This window comes from Pseudomonadota bacterium, from assembly GCA_039028935.1.
GTDB lineage: Bacteria > Pseudomonadota > Gammaproteobacteria > Steroidobacterales > SZUA-146 > SZUA-146.
Genome location: JBCCHD010000010.1, coordinates 66,998 through 83,122, shown reverse-complemented (window position 1 = coordinate 83,122; position 16,125 = coordinate 66,998). Strand labels below are relative to the sequence as shown.

The 16,125-nt window shown below is 56.0% G+C and carries 15 protein-coding genes; 13 read left to right on the top strand and 2 right to left on the bottom strand.

Annotated elements, in window-relative coordinates; all coding sequences use genetic code 11:
• Positions 1–3 precede the first annotated feature (3 nt).
• Complete coding sequence (locus AAF465_06975; GenBank protein MEM7082461.1) at positions 4–1,518, bottom strand: aminotransferase class III-fold pyridoxal phosphate-dependent enzyme; 1,515 nt, start codon at positions 1,516–1,518, stop codon at positions 4–6.
• Between the two features lie 202 nt (positions 1,519–1,720).
• On the opposite strand from AAF465_06975, the gene AAF465_06970 reads away from it, so the two are divergent.
• Positions 1,721–2,164, top strand: coding sequence for a TIR domain-containing protein (locus tag AAF465_06970; GenBank protein MEM7082460.1), 444 nt, complete (start codon positions 1,721–1,723; stop codon positions 2,162–2,164).
• A 27-nt stretch (positions 2,165–2,191) separates the two neighbouring features.
• Here the strand turns inward: AAF465_06970 and AAF465_06965 are convergent, their stop codons facing one another.
• Positions 2,192–5,524 (bottom strand): hypothetical protein, encoded by a 3,333-nt coding sequence (locus AAF465_06965; protein ID MEM7082459.1) that lies wholly within the window; start codon positions 5,522–5,524, stop codon positions 2,192–2,194.
• A gap of 442 nt (positions 5,525–5,966) precedes the next feature.
• Here AAF465_06965 and AAF465_06960 point away from each other — a divergent pair, with 442 nt between their 5' ends.
• The 12 genes from AAF465_06960 (at position 5,967) to AAF465_06905 (ending at position 16,120) form a co-directional block, all read left to right on the top strand.
• Positions 5,967–6,932: a CBS domain-containing protein gene (locus tag AAF465_06960; protein ID MEM7082458.1), complete on the top strand. Its 966-nt coding sequence runs from the start codon at positions 5,967–5,969 to the stop codon at positions 6,930–6,932.
• Positions 6,932–7,489 carry a SecY-interacting protein Syd gene (locus tag AAF465_06955; GenBank protein MEM7082457.1) on the top strand — a complete coding sequence of 186 codons (558 nt, stop codon included), beginning with the start codon at positions 6,932–6,934 and terminating at the stop codon, positions 7,487–7,489. Before AAF465_06960 ends, AAF465_06955 begins: the two co-directional genes overlap by 1 nt.
• 204 nt (positions 7,490–7,693) lie before the next feature.
• Entirely contained in the window at positions 7,694–9,187 is a 1,494-nt protein-coding gene (locus tag AAF465_06950; GenBank protein ID MEM7082456.1) for a PQQ-dependent sugar dehydrogenase, read from the top strand.
• Between the two features lie 192 nt (positions 9,188–9,379).
• Positions 9,380–10,243: a methylated-DNA--[protein]-cysteine S-methyltransferase gene (locus AAF465_06945; protein ID MEM7082455.1), complete on the top strand. Its 864-nt coding sequence runs from the start codon at positions 9,380–9,382 to the stop codon at positions 10,241–10,243.
• Between the two features lie 33 nt (positions 10,244–10,276).
• A complete protein-coding gene (locus tag AAF465_06940; GenBank protein MEM7082454.1) occupies positions 10,277–11,155 on the top strand; it encodes an alpha/beta hydrolase in 879 nt (292 codons plus the stop codon).
• A 136-nt stretch (positions 11,156–11,291) separates the two neighbouring features.
• Entirely contained in the window at positions 11,292–12,077 is a 786-nt protein-coding gene (locus tag AAF465_06935; GenBank protein ID MEM7082453.1) for a crotonase/enoyl-CoA hydratase family protein, read from the top strand.
• A gap of 167 nt (positions 12,078–12,244) precedes the next feature.
• Complete coding sequence (locus tag AAF465_06930) at positions 12,245–12,424, top strand: hypothetical protein (protein ID MEM7082452.1); 180 nt, start codon at positions 12,245–12,247, stop codon at positions 12,422–12,424.
• A 120-nt stretch (positions 12,425–12,544) separates the two neighbouring features.
• A complete protein-coding gene (locus tag AAF465_06925; protein ID MEM7082451.1) occupies positions 12,545–13,582 on the top strand; it encodes a ParM/StbA family protein in 1,038 nt (345 codons plus the stop codon).
• A gap of 402 nt (positions 13,583–13,984) precedes the next feature.
• Positions 13,985–14,236, top strand: coding sequence for a hypothetical protein (locus AAF465_06920; protein MEM7082450.1), 252 nt, complete (start codon positions 13,985–13,987; stop codon positions 14,234–14,236).
• Positions 14,237–14,415: 179 nt separating this feature from the next.
• Positions 14,416–15,438 carry a hypothetical protein gene (locus tag AAF465_06915; GenBank protein MEM7082449.1) on the top strand — a complete coding sequence of 341 codons (1,023 nt, stop codon included), beginning with the start codon at positions 14,416–14,418 and terminating at the stop codon, positions 15,436–15,438.
• 84 nt (positions 15,439–15,522) lie between these two features.
• Entirely contained in the window at positions 15,523–15,714 is a 192-nt protein-coding gene (locus AAF465_06910) for an NF038104 family lipoprotein (GenBank protein ID MEM7082448.1), read from the top strand.
• A 16-nt stretch (positions 15,715–15,730) separates the two neighbouring features.
• Positions 15,731–16,120: a hypothetical protein gene (locus tag AAF465_06905; protein ID MEM7082447.1), complete on the top strand. Its 390-nt coding sequence runs from the start codon at positions 15,731–15,733 to the stop codon at positions 16,118–16,120.
• Positions 16,121–16,125: the final 5 nt, after the last annotated feature.

Sequence of the window (16,125 nt, the reverse complement as noted above, 5' to 3'; positions counted from 1 at the left end):
ACACTATTTACGTGGTCCATTGAGCAGGGCGTCCTTGACCGCCGCTAGAATCAGATCAATTTCTTCGGACGTTATTCGAAAATGCGGGGTGAAGCGCAGCGCGTTCTGGCCGCCATGAATCACATTGATGCCACGTCGGCGAAGATACTCTTCGGTGCTGTTGGCTCCATAGCTTTTGTATTTGTCTGGATTCAGTTCACCACTCGCCAGGAGTCCGGTGCCTTGCACCTTATACAGGTCGCCGCCGAGTTCGATGCCAAGTGCGCGAAGCTTTTCAAACAGCTCTACGCCACGGTCACGGATATTTTGTCGCAGCGCGTCGTCCACATCCGCCAACACCGCACAGGCCACATCGAGTGCACGAGGATTGCTGGTCATGGTATTGCCGTAGATGCCCTTGCGGTAGAGCTCGGCGGTTTCCGCCGTGAGTGCCAATACCGATAGGGGGTACTGACCAGCATTGAGTGCCTTGGAGAAGGTCTCCATATCCGGTGCGTCGCAGTCTTCAAAACCGGGATAGTCGACAATCGATAGACAGCCCTGTGCGCGCAGTCCGGCTTGAATGGAATCGACGAGTAAAAGCGAGCCATGCAGCTTGGTAAGCGCGCGTGCGCGATCGTAAAATTCGCGCGTGGTGCCCATGCCCGGATTGCCTTCGCCCATGACGGGTTCGATAAAAAAGGACTCGATAAAAACGTTGTCGCGGTTGGCTTGAGCGAACACGTTCTCGAGCGCATCAATATCGTTCGGTGGCGTAGTGATGAGTCGATCACTGTCACGGAAAGACGCAAGATGACGGGAATAGGTGGCCAGTGTGCTGTCGGAGAACTGTGCGGGACGATCGGTGCGCCCATGGAAGGCACCGTCGAGTGCCAAAATCTTTATGCGTCGGCCTTCATACCGTGCACCGTCGTCGGTCAGTAATTTAGCGTTGACATCGGATAACCGGGCGGCGAGTGATACGGACTCAGAGCCGCTGTTGAGACACAGATAGCGTGTAAACGGATTGCCCTGACTGTGACGATGACCCAGCTCCTTATCGATCGCCTCAATGAAGTTTCGTTGACTGATGCTCGGCGTCATGATGTTGGCCATCACATGCGGTTTGTTCATGGCGTCGAGTACGGCGTCGGGCGCATGACCAAATCCGAGCATGCCGTAACCGCCACTGTCGTGAACGACTGCCCCCATCGTCGTGATGATCCACGGTCCTTTCGCCGCTAGCGGCACGTAAGGGCAGATGGCGTCGTCGGCATAAAAGTTGGTGAAACCCTGCTGTAGAGCCTGCACCTGATCGGTTTCGTCCTGATCGAATGTTGTGGGTTCGCTGGCCAGCAGTCGTTCGAATGCGGCGTACGCTTCGGTCACAGCTGCGCGCAAGGATGCATCGGTTTCCATAAACGCGTGTACATCGGAATCGGGCAGGCCCACGGTTAGTGCTTTGCCCGCAGCGCGCGCCCGAATTTTTAACAGAAAATCAAACGCTGTTGGATCGGGCTGTAATGTGATTGAAGACATGTTGAACTCCAGAATGTGTGGTCTGTGCCTGAGCCGAGCGTGTGATGCGTCTGACTGGCCAAACCACTATTATAAGTGACAAGCGCTAGGCGAAACAAAGCAAATCCGTGCCAGTGCGAGCCAGTATTGCTATACTTTTTTCATAAAGCGCCCATTTTGCCGTAATACTGCGGATTTAGAGGCGGCATTGTGAGAGTTGGACATGTCAGAAAACAATCCTTATCGCCTGTTTGTGAGCCATACTTGGCAAGAAAGCGATGACTACATGCGGTTTTTCGATTACATCTCGGATATCGAATCGTTTTTTTATGTCAACTTGAGCGAGCCCGATAAGTTTCCCGGCAGTCGTGTCGAGTCTATTCAGACTGAATTGAACCGCCAGATGAAGGACGCCGAGATCGCCATTATCCTCTCATCGTCTTACGTCGAAGACGCCAATCTCGTTCAGTACCAAATGGACCTAGCGCGGGCGCTGGGTAAGCCCATCGTCGCGGTTGAGCCATTTGGGCCTGAATCGATTCTCAAACCGGTCAAAGACCGAGCGGTACAGGTGGTGCCCTGGTACAACCGAGCAATGGTTGACGCTATCCTCCATCATGCCCGCGGCGAGAATACTAGCCGCTACGAGGTGATCGACTTTCCATAGCGTGCAGTGCACGTTTTGCCCGATGCCTTAACCCTGCGGGGCATCACCCGAACGCAACTGAGCGATCATTTCCAATTGCTCGCGATTTTCACTTTCCAGCGCTGACAGGCGTGATTGCAGTTGCTCGACGCGAGTATCCTCCGATACGGTGCGGCCGATGTTCTGGTGGCGGGCGAGTCGTTTCGCGGCTTTCTCTAATTCGTTCTTGAGTGTTTTGTTTTCGACAACCGCTTTGGCGAGCTCATGTTCTAGAAAATCATTGTGCTCTTGCTTGGACGTGAGCTCCACCTCGGTGTCGTGCAGCATGTTCGAATCGTTCTCAAACACTTTTACCAGATCTTTAGTGGCTTTGAGTTCATTACTCAGTGACTGAGCCAGCCGGCTTTTATCCACCAGCGATTGTTTAAGCGAGTCGATTTGCGCAGCATTGAGCGATTCGCCGTCCGGTATTCCTTGCGCCTCGGCGCGTGACGCCATCTCTAAGTCGTCGAGCTTCTGTTGCAGTCCGGCCATTTTTACATCCGCTCGTTGTACCTCTTTTTCGAGCGCGGCAATAATGTTCTCGCGCGCGCGCAGTGCTTCGTCAAGAGATTCGGCTTGTTCGACCGGTGGGGGGAGCTGGGGCGCGGGCGTCATGGCCTCGTAGTCTTGTACCTGCATCGACAGTTCAGAAATCTGCGCCAAATGTTGTTCGCGCTGCTCGTTCAGAGCGACCAGCTGCGAGCCCAGCGTGCTGACCCGACTATTTTTCTTGTTCAGTTCGTTTTGCGCCCGATCAAGCTGGTCTTTTAACGCATTGGCATTGCGCTCGTGCTCATCGCGAGCACCGGTCATCTCGCTAAGCAAACGAGTGCGCTTATTGAGCTCGGCACGGGTCTGCTCGAGTTGTTGCCCGATCTCTGTTTGATCCACCGTGTGCTGCTGATTCTCGACCTCGTTCTCCATCAGATCGATTGCCGTGGTGAGTTCGTCGACTTTTTTCCACACAGACTCGAGTTCGGTGTGTGCGTTGTCGAGTTCGGCGTTCTGCTCGCCGAGCTGTTGACGCAAATTCTGCAGTTCTTCATCTCGATCACCGAGCTTACCGGCGGAGTCTTGCAGTGCGCGTCGTGACTGGTCGAGTTCATGTCGAATCTTGCTACTGGATTTACTCAGCTCGCGATTCTCGCGTTCGAGGTCACGTGTGTTTTCCTCGAGTTCGTCGCGATATTTACGGGCCTGATCCAGTGTCTTTTTGAGGTGCTCATTTGACTGTGTGCGATTTGCCATCGCGAGCTTGAGTGACTCCAGCTCTTTTTCCAATGAGGCGTTGCGTTCCGCCTGTTGCTCAATAAGACTCTTTTGTTGGATGGTGGTCTGAGACAGACGCGCGTCAGCCTTGCTCCGTTGGGTTTTCTCATCCTCCAACTGTTGCTCGAGTTCGACGATGTGCGTATCGAGTAAATCAGTGTGCTCGACACGCGCCTCGAGTTCCGCTGTCTGGTCGGTGGCGCTGTCCAGCGCGGCCAGCGTCTGAGTGTTTTCAAGTTGCTGAATCTCGAGGGTAGATTCCAGTTCTTCGACGTTTTTCTCAAGCTGTTCGAGCGCTTGTTTTTTCGTTGCGTTGTCTTCTTTCTCGCCGCGCAAGTTGTTGCGCAAAACCGTGTTCTCGCGTTCGCGTTGCCCGATCTTCTCTTGGAGCGCCGTGCAGGTTTGCTGGGCGTCGTCGGCGCGTTTGGATTCTTTTTCGAGTTGTTCGGTCGCCGCGGTCAATTGCGCCTTCAGCGCGTCGATGTCGACTTGCTGCGCGCCGAGTTGCTCAACCTGTGCGCGCGCATCGATCAGAGCCGCATCGGTTTCGGAGACCACAGTCTTGAGCGTGTCCAGCTCTTGATTGCGCAACTCGAGGTCGTGGCGGAGTGGCTCCAGGTCAGCGAGCGCGTGACGCGATTCGGCCAAGGCGGCATTCAGTTTGTCCATCTGCTTGGCACGCTCGGCGAGATCGCGAGTGGCTTTCTCGTGTTCTTGCTCGAGTGTTTTGAGTTGGCTCTCGGCGTCGGCATTCGCCTCGAGCTGAGCATTCATCGCCGCGAGCTCGATGTCGCGCTCCTCGGCGTCGGCTTGGGCGGTCGACTGTGCCGCGACCAATTCCTCCGATAAGGCCATGATCTTCGCGTCACGCGCTTGAATGGTTTGGTCGCGTGCATCGACTTCTTCGGTCAGCGCCACGCGAGTCTCGTTAGCAGTTTGGTTTAGCGCCGCGCATTCCTCGGCGTGGGCGGTTTTTAGTTCCTCGACCTCGTTACGCACGGTCTGCAAGGATTGTTCGAGCTGTGTGTGGTCAGCCTGCAGCGCGGAGAGTGACTCGCCGCGCTCGGCAAGTGCGGCATCGAGCTTGGCGTTATCAGCCGAGAGTGACTCAATGCGCGCGACGTTTGACTCCCTGTCCGACTGCAGTGACATTAATTCGTCTGACACGCGCGCTGTTTCGGCTTGCTGCGCGTCAAGTGCTGCGTCGCTTTTCTCCAATTGGGCCTGGAGTTCATCGCGTTCTAGAGCGGCGGTCCGAGTATTGTCGACCGCGCCGTCGCGTTCTTGTTCGAGGGCGCCGATGGCCGCCTGGTGTTCACGCTTGAGCGATTCGATGGCATCGTCTCGGGCTTGTTCAATCGTTTCGATGCGTTGCTCAAATTCGGCGGTAGTGGCCTCCAGGTCGGCTGTCAGTGATTCTTCGGTCACTTTTAACTGCGCTTGAAGCTCCGCTTGAGCATCGTTGAACTCGGCCAGGAGCTTCTCGGACAACGCGGTGGTTTCTGAGACCAGCGTTGTCGCATGATCTTTTTCGATTTGCGCATGCACTTCGTGCTGCGTTTCGATCGATTGTTCAAGCGTCTCCACCTGATGAGCAAACGCACCATTTGAGTCGTGCAGTTGATCGATGTAGGTCGATTTTTCGCGCAATTGCGATTGCAGTGTGGCGAGCGTTGACTGCCATTCCTCGCGAGGGCCTGAACCGCTCTCGATGACCGCCTCTTTGAGTTCATCGATTCGAGAGCGCAGGGAAGTCTGAACGAGCAGTCCGTCGGCAACCGCGTGCTGTTGTTGACGCTTACCGAGCCAGAACATGAAAGGGAGCGCCAGCAAAAATACAGCGAGCCAGCCTGGATGAATACCGTTCGATGATGAGGCAGGCTGTGCCCCATACTCAACCGGCGCGGTGTCGGACGCACTCAGCGTAGGAACCGGATCGGGTTTCTCGCCGGACGGGTCGAGTGTGAGCGATTTGGAAAGTGTTAGGTCGAGCGAATCCGATGTGCGGTTGTCATCGGCGACAGCCACTACACACAAAAGAAACGCCAGGACGATACCTGCGTGTTTCATGAGAGCCCCTTGGCAAGCTCTTTTCGCTTCGCGAGCTGGGCTGACGGTCGCAAATGGACGATCGATACCATGCCGTAGGCGCCTCGAGCGAATGAACTCTTTGTTGTTAATCCACTAGCCTGACTTTCCGTGCCAGACCGTAGCTTTTCATTATTGTTGTGCGCCCTAGTATGAATCGAAGATTATTAAATGCAAGTCGGGTTTTTCTATTTTTAACGTAAAATCATAGAGTTGACCATAACTTACAATTCGGGCGGCGACATTGGCGTGGATCTCACGTTGAGCGCCTGTCATGCACGACAGGGTTCGCACATGGAAATTAAAGCATGGATTTGCTAAAAGATTCGGGTGGCGCATTGGCGTCTTTTACTAACCGAAACAAGGATTTGTTTATGCGGTTTCGGAAGCAGAACGACCGCCTCGTCAGCAACAGGATCGGAGAATGATCAATTATCAGCAATCACACATGATTAGCGCTCCCTTGCCGATGGTGTGGCGCACGGTCAGCAACCCCGCCAATTGGTCGAACCTGTTTGATGGCCTGGCGCGTTTGCAGATTGCGCAAAAAGACAATGACATAACGCGTGTGGAAGCGGTCGACGATCGCTCGCGGCGCTTTGTCATGGTCGTGACAGAACTCGACGACAACGGCTCAACAGGCCGCCGATCAATTCGCGCAACCGTTGAGCAGCCGCGTGCCCATCCTTTTCGTGTGGCGTCCTTCACGTGGCGCGTCGATCAGGTTGATGACCAAACCCGATTGACACTCAGTGCCGACTATCTGACCCCGTTGCCGGTGGTCGGTGCGATGTTGTCAAAATTACGCGGGCGCGTTGACGCGCATGAGCACTTGGATAGCGCGCTGGAAGCGGCCGCGCACCGCGCGCATGGAGAGGCTTGGCGTTATCGCGATACGGTGCAAACAATCCTCAATCGTAAGGGCACACGTGTGGTGTCCGCACGACCCGACGAACCCGTCCAACATATCTGTGATTTGATTCAAACACGGCGTATCGGTGCGGTGCTAATCATCGATGACGATGACCGTCTCGTCGGTCTGGTATCGGAGCGAGACGTGGTGTACCGGCTGTCGGCCGTCGGCGCCGAGGCACTGACGCAGCCTGCCAGTCAGATCATGACGCGCGAGCTCATCATCTGCGAGCCGGCCAGCGACTTGTTGTTTGTCATGGCGTGTATGACCGATAACAAAGTGCGCCATTTGCCGGTGCTCGACCAAGGCAAATTGTGCGGTGTCATCAGCATCGGTGACGTGGTGCAGCAGCGCATGCACGCGCTTGAGGCCGAGTCCGATACGCTGCGCGACTATATTGCTGCACGCGAGTGGCGTTTCCATCATCATCATGGCGTGCCGGGCAGCGAAAACGTACCGCTCACCGAGAGTCCTTAGTGAACGACATTTATCACGCGCTGGATCGGTTGATGACCGAATACGTTGCCGCCGTACAGCGACGCCACAATCGGTTGCCGAGTGTGCCACACGACTCGGAGTGGCCGTCGCTCGCGATCGTACGAACAGAGGGTGATGAGGCATTTTGGCAACCCACGCGGCGCCATGACCCGCTGACCTTCGATGGCCTTTCGCGGGCCCTAGAAATCGACATTCCCGAGGCGTGCGCGGCGTTTTACGGGCGCTATTGGTCTGCGTCGATTCCCGTTATCTGGGGTGAGCGTCCGTTCGAATTGCTTCAGCTTTGGAACGACGAAGACCAAAACAACCTGATGCACAATCTGCTCGGGCACTCATTAGAAAAAAAGCGCGTGCGCGAACCCCTCACCCTGTTCTTTGCGCTGGTCGATGACGCGCGCTTTTTGAGTATCGACCTGGCCTCTGGCGCCGTCATGCTCGAAGAAATCGATGGGCCTCGGCCCGAGGAAGTGGCGGCTGATCTTGGCGCGTTACTTGCGGATGTCACCGCCGTCGCCGCGATTGACGATCCGTCTTGATCCGTAAACTTCCCGCGATTGCACGGATCCATCTCATATGCATCGCGGCGCATCGGCCACGCTGGAATGTGGTGGCACCCGTGATACCGTACTCGTCGAGGCCGTTTTTAAAGATGCTCGTCCAACGTGTTCACAAGAAACACGCGGCGGCCGTATACGACTCTCTTTCTGAATCGCTTTACTGTTCGTACTTTGGGGGACAACATGACTAACTCTATTCTGCGCAAAGGCGGGTTCGCATTCGCAGCCGCGTGGCTGCTGATGGGAAGCGCACACGCTGTCGTGCTCGATACCGACCGCGATAACGACTCAATCAACAATGCCGCGGACAATTGTTCGGGGGTAGCCAATCCGGATCAAACCGACGCTGATGGCGATGGTTACGGCAACGCCTGCGATGCCGATTTCAATAATGATGGCGTGATCAACTTTATCGATTACGCGCAATTGACTGCCGGATTTCTCGGTACCGATCCGGTGCTCGATCTCAATAATGACGGCGTTGTAAATTTCTTGGATATCACCCTGCTCACGAATTCGTTTTTGGGCGCGCCAGGACCCAGCGGCGTTGCAGCCTCGAATCTCACGCTGAGCGGCGAGCGTGTGTATGCCGGCGTGCCCACCGGCTCGCTCATGCGTCTCAAACAAGCCCCTGGTGATAGTTCGCGGTGGTACGGCTTGCAGCGGCAGGGCGCGGTGTTCGCGTTCGACAAGCAGGATAACGCCCAAGGGTCAACGAGTGTTCTGGAATTTAGCGCGTTGGTCGACACCAATTTTGAGGGCGGTGCGCTGGGTTTTGCCTTCCATCCGGACTTCGAAACAAACGGTTATTTGTACATCAGCTACACCACGGAAGGGCCCAACTTTTCGACGCCGTTAATTTCGCGCATTTCGCGTTTTGACACCGCGCCAAACAGCGACGGCGTCGCGATTGCCGATCTGGATTCGGAAGTGGTGTTGATCGCCGTTAACCAGCCTTTCGCGAATCATAACGGCGGTGACTTGTCGTTTGGTCCGGATGGCTATTTGTACTGGAGTCTCGGCGACGGCGGTGGCGGGGGCGACACCCAAAACGCCGGGCAGAACACGACCAATTTGCTGTCGACCTTTGTGCGGCTCGATATCGATGTGACGCAGGCGCAGATCGATCAAGGCATCACGTATCTCATCCCCTCGGACAATCCGTTTGCCTCGAACGCCGATTGCACGGTGGCGTGCCCGGAAATCTATGCTTGGGGCGTGCGGAATCCGTTCCGATTCAGTTTCGATCGCGACACGGGTCTACTGTGGGTCGGTGACGTGGGGCAGAACGCGCGGGAGGAAATCAGCATCATCTCTAATGGCGGCAATTACGGGTGGCGTTGTTTCGAAGGGTTTAATACGTTTAACACGTCACTGTGCGATTTGACCCAGACGTTCGAACAACCGCAATACGACTACGTCCATGCGCTGGGCCGTTCGGTCACAGGCGGGTACGTGTATCGCGGCAGCGCTTACCCGGCGCTGCAGGGCACGTATCTGTTTGGGGACTTTGTGAGCGGACGCATTTGGGGGCTGTTTGAGGGCGATTACATGGGTGAGCGAATCGCCACCAACTTGTCGCTCGTGGCCTTTGCGGAGGACTTTGATGGAGAGCTCTACTACATCGAGCTGGCGTTTGGCGGTAACAGTGAAATTTATCGCTTGACCGCGGACTAGGTCGCGCGCTCCCAGGCACGGGGGGTCGCCGGGTGGATTCTGCTCGGCATACCCCATGCTCACGGCGGCGCCGGCCTCGGCCAACAACTTTGTGCGACGGCGTCCAAGCGGGCGCCGTTTGCCTTTTAGAGGGAGTAACGCGAATCAGGATTCGGGTGGCTGTGCGGCATCGGGTTGGTTAAAGTGCTCGGCATGAACACCGTCACTGCTACTGCCGCGCGTACCGATTACGAATTGGTTGAAGCGGCCATCGATTACTTTCGCGATCATCAAAACGCGCAGCCCAGTTTGGCGGAGGTGGCGCGCACGCTAGGTGTGAGCGACGGTCATCTGCATCGCCTTTTTCGTTCGATGACGGGTCTTACGCCGAAGCAGTTTCTGCAGGCGTTGACGGTTGAAAAAGCCAAGCGACTGCTCAACAACCCCGAAGCCTCACCACCCGTACTCGATACCGCGCTTGACGTTGGACTGTCCGGGCCCGGTCGTTTACACGATCATTTCGTCACGCTGGAGGCGATGACGCCCGCCGAGTTTCGTGACCAGGGCGCCGACCTGACCATCCGTCACGGCCAAATCGATACGCCGTTTGGACGCGCGTTTCTCGCGCTCACGGAACGAGGCGTTTGCCAGTTCGGCTTTGTCGATGGGGCGCAGGGCAAAGACGGGCTGTCTCGACTGCAAACGACGTTTCCGCAAGCCGAGCTGATCGCAGACCAAGCCGTCGCGGAACAGGCCGCCTCGACGTTGTTGGACTGCGTGAACGGCACCTCGATCCAGCCGCTGAGGCTATGGGTCAAAGGCACCAATTTTCAGGTTCAGGTGTGGCGCGCGTTGCTGGGACTGTCGCGCGGGACGCTGTGCGATTACGCCTCGGTAGCGCGTCAGATTGGTAAGCCCTCCGCAACGCGAGCCGTGGCATCAGCGGTGGGGGCCAATCCTGTTGCACTGGTCATTCCGTGTCATCGTGTGATTCGCCGAGATGGCGGTTTGGGTGGCTATCACTGGGGATTGGCCCGCAAGCAAATGTTACTGGCGCAGGAGGTGCGCGCCGATTAATCTTGGCGTCCAGTTGTTCTTAAAGGTCCGCCGATGACTTCTAATGCCTCCCCACGCGAACTGACGCTTGCTGTACGCGGCATGCAGCTTAGCGCGCTTGCCTTTGGTGACCCGTCGCGTCCGCTGCTGCTCGCACTACATGGTTGGATGGACAATGCCGCCAGTTTCGTGCCGCTTGCGCCACACCTAACGTCGCACTATGTGGTGGCGCTCGATTTACCGGGTCATGGCCGCTCGTCGCATCGCCCTGAGGGCTGCGCCTATTTCCACGCGGACTATGCGCTGGATGTCGCTCACGCTGCCCAGACACTCGGAGCGGAGCGATTCGCTCTGTTGGGGCATTCGATGGGAGGCGGTATCGCGACGTTGGTTGCTGCGGCCCACACCGATGCGGTAAGTCAGCTCATCATTATCGATGGGTTGGGACCTTATGTTGAGCCGGCCGACAATACCGCGCGCCAACTGGGTCGTGCCATCACGCAAAGTTTACGGCCCGCATCTCCACCGCGTCGTTATGCCAGTCTCGATGCGCTACTTGCGCGCCGTGCGGAAACCTCGAGTGACATAGATCGAGCGGCGCTTAAACTGATTGTTGAGCGAAATGCACGTGAGCAGAAGGACGAACAGGGCCAGCCGTACTGGCACTGGACGACCGATCCACGGCTCAAACAGGCATCACCGACCCGCCTCACGCCGGAAGCCGCGCTCAACCTGGTCGGGTCGATTGAAGCGCCCGTTCTCAATTTGGTAGCCAGTCGCGGTATGAGCAAACAGTTTCCGTTGATGCGTGAGCGTGAAAGCGCCTTAATTAATGGGCGCACTGACGTTATTGACGGGCATCATCATCTGCATTTGGATGGCGCGGTCGACGAAACGGCAGCTGCCATCAACGCCTTTCTCGAGGCAAGCTGAACGACGCGTCCGCCCACGGTAGGTGTGCGCCACCTGATAGTGTTATCGTTCGGCGCATGGCGGTGCGTGGGTTCCGTTAATCGGCTCCGCACCCCTGACAATTTTCTTATTCACTGCGGATCGACCGGAGCACACCATGGCAGACTCAATTCTCATCGACATTCAGGATCACGTAGCGATCGTCACGCTGAACCGCCCTGAAAAACTCAATGCCGCCGATCAATCGGTTTTTTCAGGCATGATCGATGCCGGTGACGCGCTTGCCGAACGAGATGATGTTCGCGCGATTGTGTTGCAGGGCGCGGGTCGATGTTTTTGCTCAGGCATTGACGTGACAAGTCTGATGTCGGACGGCACGTTTATGCAAAAAGCATTTGAAACCGGCGAAAAGAGTCCCGCGAATTTCGCGCAGCGCGCCGCGTATGTGTGGCAAGAGGTGCCCCAGCCCGTCGTCGCGGCGGTGCACGGTGAGTGTTTCGGGGCCGGGCTGCAGTTCGCGATGGCTGCCGATATTCGCGTGGGTGCTCCGGACGTTGATATGCGAGTGCTGGAGATAAAATGGGGCATCGTTCCGGATATGAGCCTGACCCAGACGGCATTGCACACGGTGCGTCTTGATGTGCTCAAAGAGTTGACGTTTACCGGTCGATCGGTGGGCGCAGAGGAAGGCGTCAACCTGGGGTTACTCACGTCATTACACGAAGACCCGCAGGCACACGCACTGTCGCTCGCTCAGAAAATTGCCTCAAAAAGTCCCGACGCGACACGACGCGCAAAGCGACTGTTCAACGACTCTTGGCGAACCCATGCGCGTCATGGTTTGGAACTTGAAGCGGTACTGCAAAAAGAACTACTCGGTCAGCCAAACCAAATTGAAGCGGTTATGTCGAACGTGGAAAAACGGGCGGCTAACTATCGATAGCGGCGTGTTGTGTGAACCGCGTCATTCGATTGGTCATGTTATGAAAAAACAGTTTTTAGCATGATGGATAGGCCCAGAAATTCGGTATTTTTTTGTGATCGCGTTTACGGATTTTGATGAGTGGCGAGGCTAGTCTGCGCACATCGTTAACTCAAAAGAGAATCCGTATGTCGAGCAATGTTGATCGCGACGTTTCCAACGCTAGTCCGTCACGCCAGAACAACTGGTCAGACGAGTCCCGTGAGTTGTGGGTATCAATGGCCGTTGCGGCCGCTACCGCCAGCCTACGCGCGCTCCCCGATAACGCCGCTCATAGCGAGCGTACGATCGATCCAGATTCGACTTAGCACGTGGGTCCGCCCCCATGCCTGCCCGATGATATCGGTTGGGCGTCGCCAAACCTTTGACCGGGCCTGTCTCGCATGCTAAAAACGCGCCTTAATTAAGCAGTTCACATAAGGTGCAATATGGAAGTGATCGGCCTCGATATCGGCTTTGGTTTCACCAAAGCCTCAAATGGCAAGCGGTCCATTGTGTTCAAGTCGGTCTATGGTGAGGCCAGTGAGCTGCAGTTCAAAGAGCAGCTGCTGTCCGGCGCTGACCAGGAAGAGCACCTCGAAATCGAAATTGATGGCGTTAGTTATTTTGCCGGCGAGCTAGCCGAGCGACAGAGCGTCGAACGCTTCCACACGCTCGACCAGGCGCAGTTTGTCACGGACTTCACCAAAATCTTGGCGCTGGTACCGCTCGCGCGGATGGTAAACCGCCAGGATCCCATCAAGTTGGTTGCGGGATTGCCGGTCAGTTACTACCGCAAACACAAAAAGCAGATTGTCGACATACTCAAAGGTCAGCACGAAGTGCAGGTCGTCGATCAGAATCAAGAAAAGACGCCGACTGTCATTCGCATCAGTAACGTGCGCGTGGTGCCCCAGCCATTTGGTGCGGTGATGAATTTGATGCTCAACGATATTGGGGAGGTGCGCGATCGCCGTTTCATGGATGAAAAAATCGGCGTGATTGACGTGGGCTTCCGCACTACCGATTTTACGATCGCCGATCGCACGCGCTACTCAGAGCGTGGTAGCCGGACGCTCGATATGGGTATTTCCAAGGCGTTCACCTCCATTGCCACCAAGCTGCATGAATCGAGCGGCGTGTCGGTTGAGCTTTATCGACTGTACGACGCCGTTGATTCCGGGTCGATCAAGATTCATGGCAAGAAGTTTGATTTAACGTTGATTAAGGAACACGCGTTCTCACAGTTAGCGACACGAATCGCAAACGAAGCCAACCGCATTTGGGCGAACGATTGGGATATGGATAAAGTATTGATCACCGGGGGCGGCGGAAAAGTGCTCGCGCCGCACCTTGAAAAGTTGGTCAAAGGCGACATCCTGTCTCAAGAAGACAATATCGATACGCGACTGTCGAATGTCCGAGGGTTTTGCAAGTACGGCAAGCGGCTCTGGACACGTGGTTCGAATCCACCGCCAGGACGCTAATACTCCCTCACCTTCTGGATATTGGGTTGACGTCAGCCCTTGGGGTTATGGTGGTCCGTGTGACCCTTGAGTGTGCGGCGTGGGGCTGTTCGTGATGTTGGTTGCAAGGTTTTACAATTGAGCGATCGATCGCATCGCCTGTTGACCAAGGCTAAATACCGGGATTTCTCTGTTTTTTCATGTGCAGATCGCACTTTTGTGCGAAATCGCTCGATGTGTTGCGCCTAAGCATCAGACTTGCATGAAAAAAAGAGTTTTGGTTAAATTGTGGCGCGCAATAGTTATGTCCAGTCGTCGATCGCCATTGCGAAAAGTGAGAACTGGTTAAAATTTTGGTGTGCAGTCTGCGCTTACGATTAACCGCGCGACTGGCACTTTTAGAATCATTTGGAGAGTTTGAGCATGAAAAAGATGGTAGCGGTGTTACTCAGCGGCACACTCCTGCTGGCTCCTGCAGCGAGCGCGTATAGCATCAAGCACAGTTACTCTGCGGCGGGTAACGCGACCGAATACCACGGCCAGTGTGCGAACGGTGAGGCGATTGTGATGGTGGAAAAAGCCAACGGCGTGTGGAGTTATGAAGGACCGCGTGGCGACGGCACCGTTGAAGACGGTGACCTCGATCAAGTCGCGCGCAAAGCCTGCGGCGAATAATCGCAACAACACAACGAATACCCTCGCGGCCCCGTTTTACGGGGCCGTTTTTGTTTGGGCAAACGAACATAATCAGATGGCGGCGTGCGGCCGGACACCGGTCGCTGATCGGGTGATCCATTCCTCAAAGTTAGACTTTTGGCACGTCGAGACACGCGGTGACTTGATACGGTGTGGTGATGAATCAGGATGCCGCCATCGCGTTCGACACAAGCCGTTCTTCATCGTCGGAGGCAGAGTCCGTTGGAGCGGATTCTGATGCAGCCCGCGCGTCGGCACCCGCGCCTGTGGTCACCGATTATGCCTGCGAGCGGCGCTCTTTTCAGAGCAAACTCAGCTTAGCCCTCGATGCCTTGCGGCAGGACCGGCCACACGCGCAGCAAAGCGTACGGTCCTGTCTGTCGGTGCTCGCAGAGTCGCTGTGCAGCCTGCACAAGAGGCGTGCGCGGGAAGGCGCCTTTGATGCACGCGTGCTGGCTTTGATCGACGCGACTCGACATGGCGCGCAAGACTATCGCACATTGCTGAACGAATTGGCGACCCACAGTGCCTTGGAAAGCGAGCCGATCATTGCGTTTCTCGAGCAGGTGTTGGCGCTGAAACAGTCGGCGGCCAATGATCAAGCGTATCTTTGGCGTGATGCACCCGCGTTTGTCGCGCGGGAGCTGTTTGTGAGTACGGTTGCGGTTCTGCTTCGCGCAGAGCGTTGGCCGGAGTTGAGCGAACTACTCAATCACCGTTTCAGTCACACCCGCCCTATCGCCGCAACCTATTCGGCATTCGACGGCTTCCATCGGTCGCTGGATGTATTTCGGAAGCGACGATTGAAGCTCGCGCGCACGTCGGTTTCTGCTGATCTTTTAAAGGCGCGCGTCGAGCGTGGTGACGTGCGCTTTGATGATGTGATTCAGGCCGATTTTGTACTGCATGTCCATTCGGTATTTCACGAGGATTCGATGCAGAATTACTGGTATCCGCGTACGCTTTGCTATGCGGAGAAGCAGCTTGTCACCGGAACGGATCTGTTTATCAATATGCGTGCGGGTAATGCCAACAAGGGCTTGTGTGATGTGTTCGGTGTCGACGATTGGTCGGCGTTTAACGCGGCACTGGGCGAGCGAGTTTGTCTTGATTCCGGGCAGAATCCACTTAACATCGATTACGCGGGGTTGATCGGGGCGAACAACGCCTTATTCGATTGATCGCCTGTTGCGTCAAGGCATCGGTTTTCACTCCGTTTCCAATTACGATATTCTAGGCTCCGGTTTATCACTGGATGCCTCGCTATGCGCCGAATCTACGTGCTCGCGTTTCTTGTCATGATGCTTATCCCGGTTAGTGGCTGCGTTGGCATGGTGGTTGGGCAAACCGCCGATGCCGCGATCGAGGTGGCCAAAGTGCCGTTCAAGGTCGGCGGTGCGGTCATTGACGTGGCCACCGGCGACGATGACGACGATGAAAAAGACAAAGACAACTGACGGTGAACGGTCAACCATGAACCGTGCACCAATGTGGTTACGTCTGAGCCTGAGCGCGACCGGTCTGGTCTTTCTCAGTGGGGGGGCGGCATTGCTTTGGGTCGTGTTTCGCCTATTGTCTGACTCGTTACCCGCGCTCGAAATCAGTACGCATGACCGGGTCTTTTGGGCGCTGTGTGGGGTCGTTGCGCTATGTCTGGTGATGGTGGCCATCAATTTTCTAGTCGCTGCGGCCCGCCGGCAGACGCACAACATCGTGCCTGGGCCCACGCTCTATTTGCTTGGTGTCACGTTGGTCATCTTGGGCTTGTTTATGGCATTGAGTGGCGCTTGGCTGGCCACGCTGGCTCTAGTCGCGTCGGGCGTCGGCTGTATGCGGCTTGAATACCGCAGCGATTTTATTTAACCGTG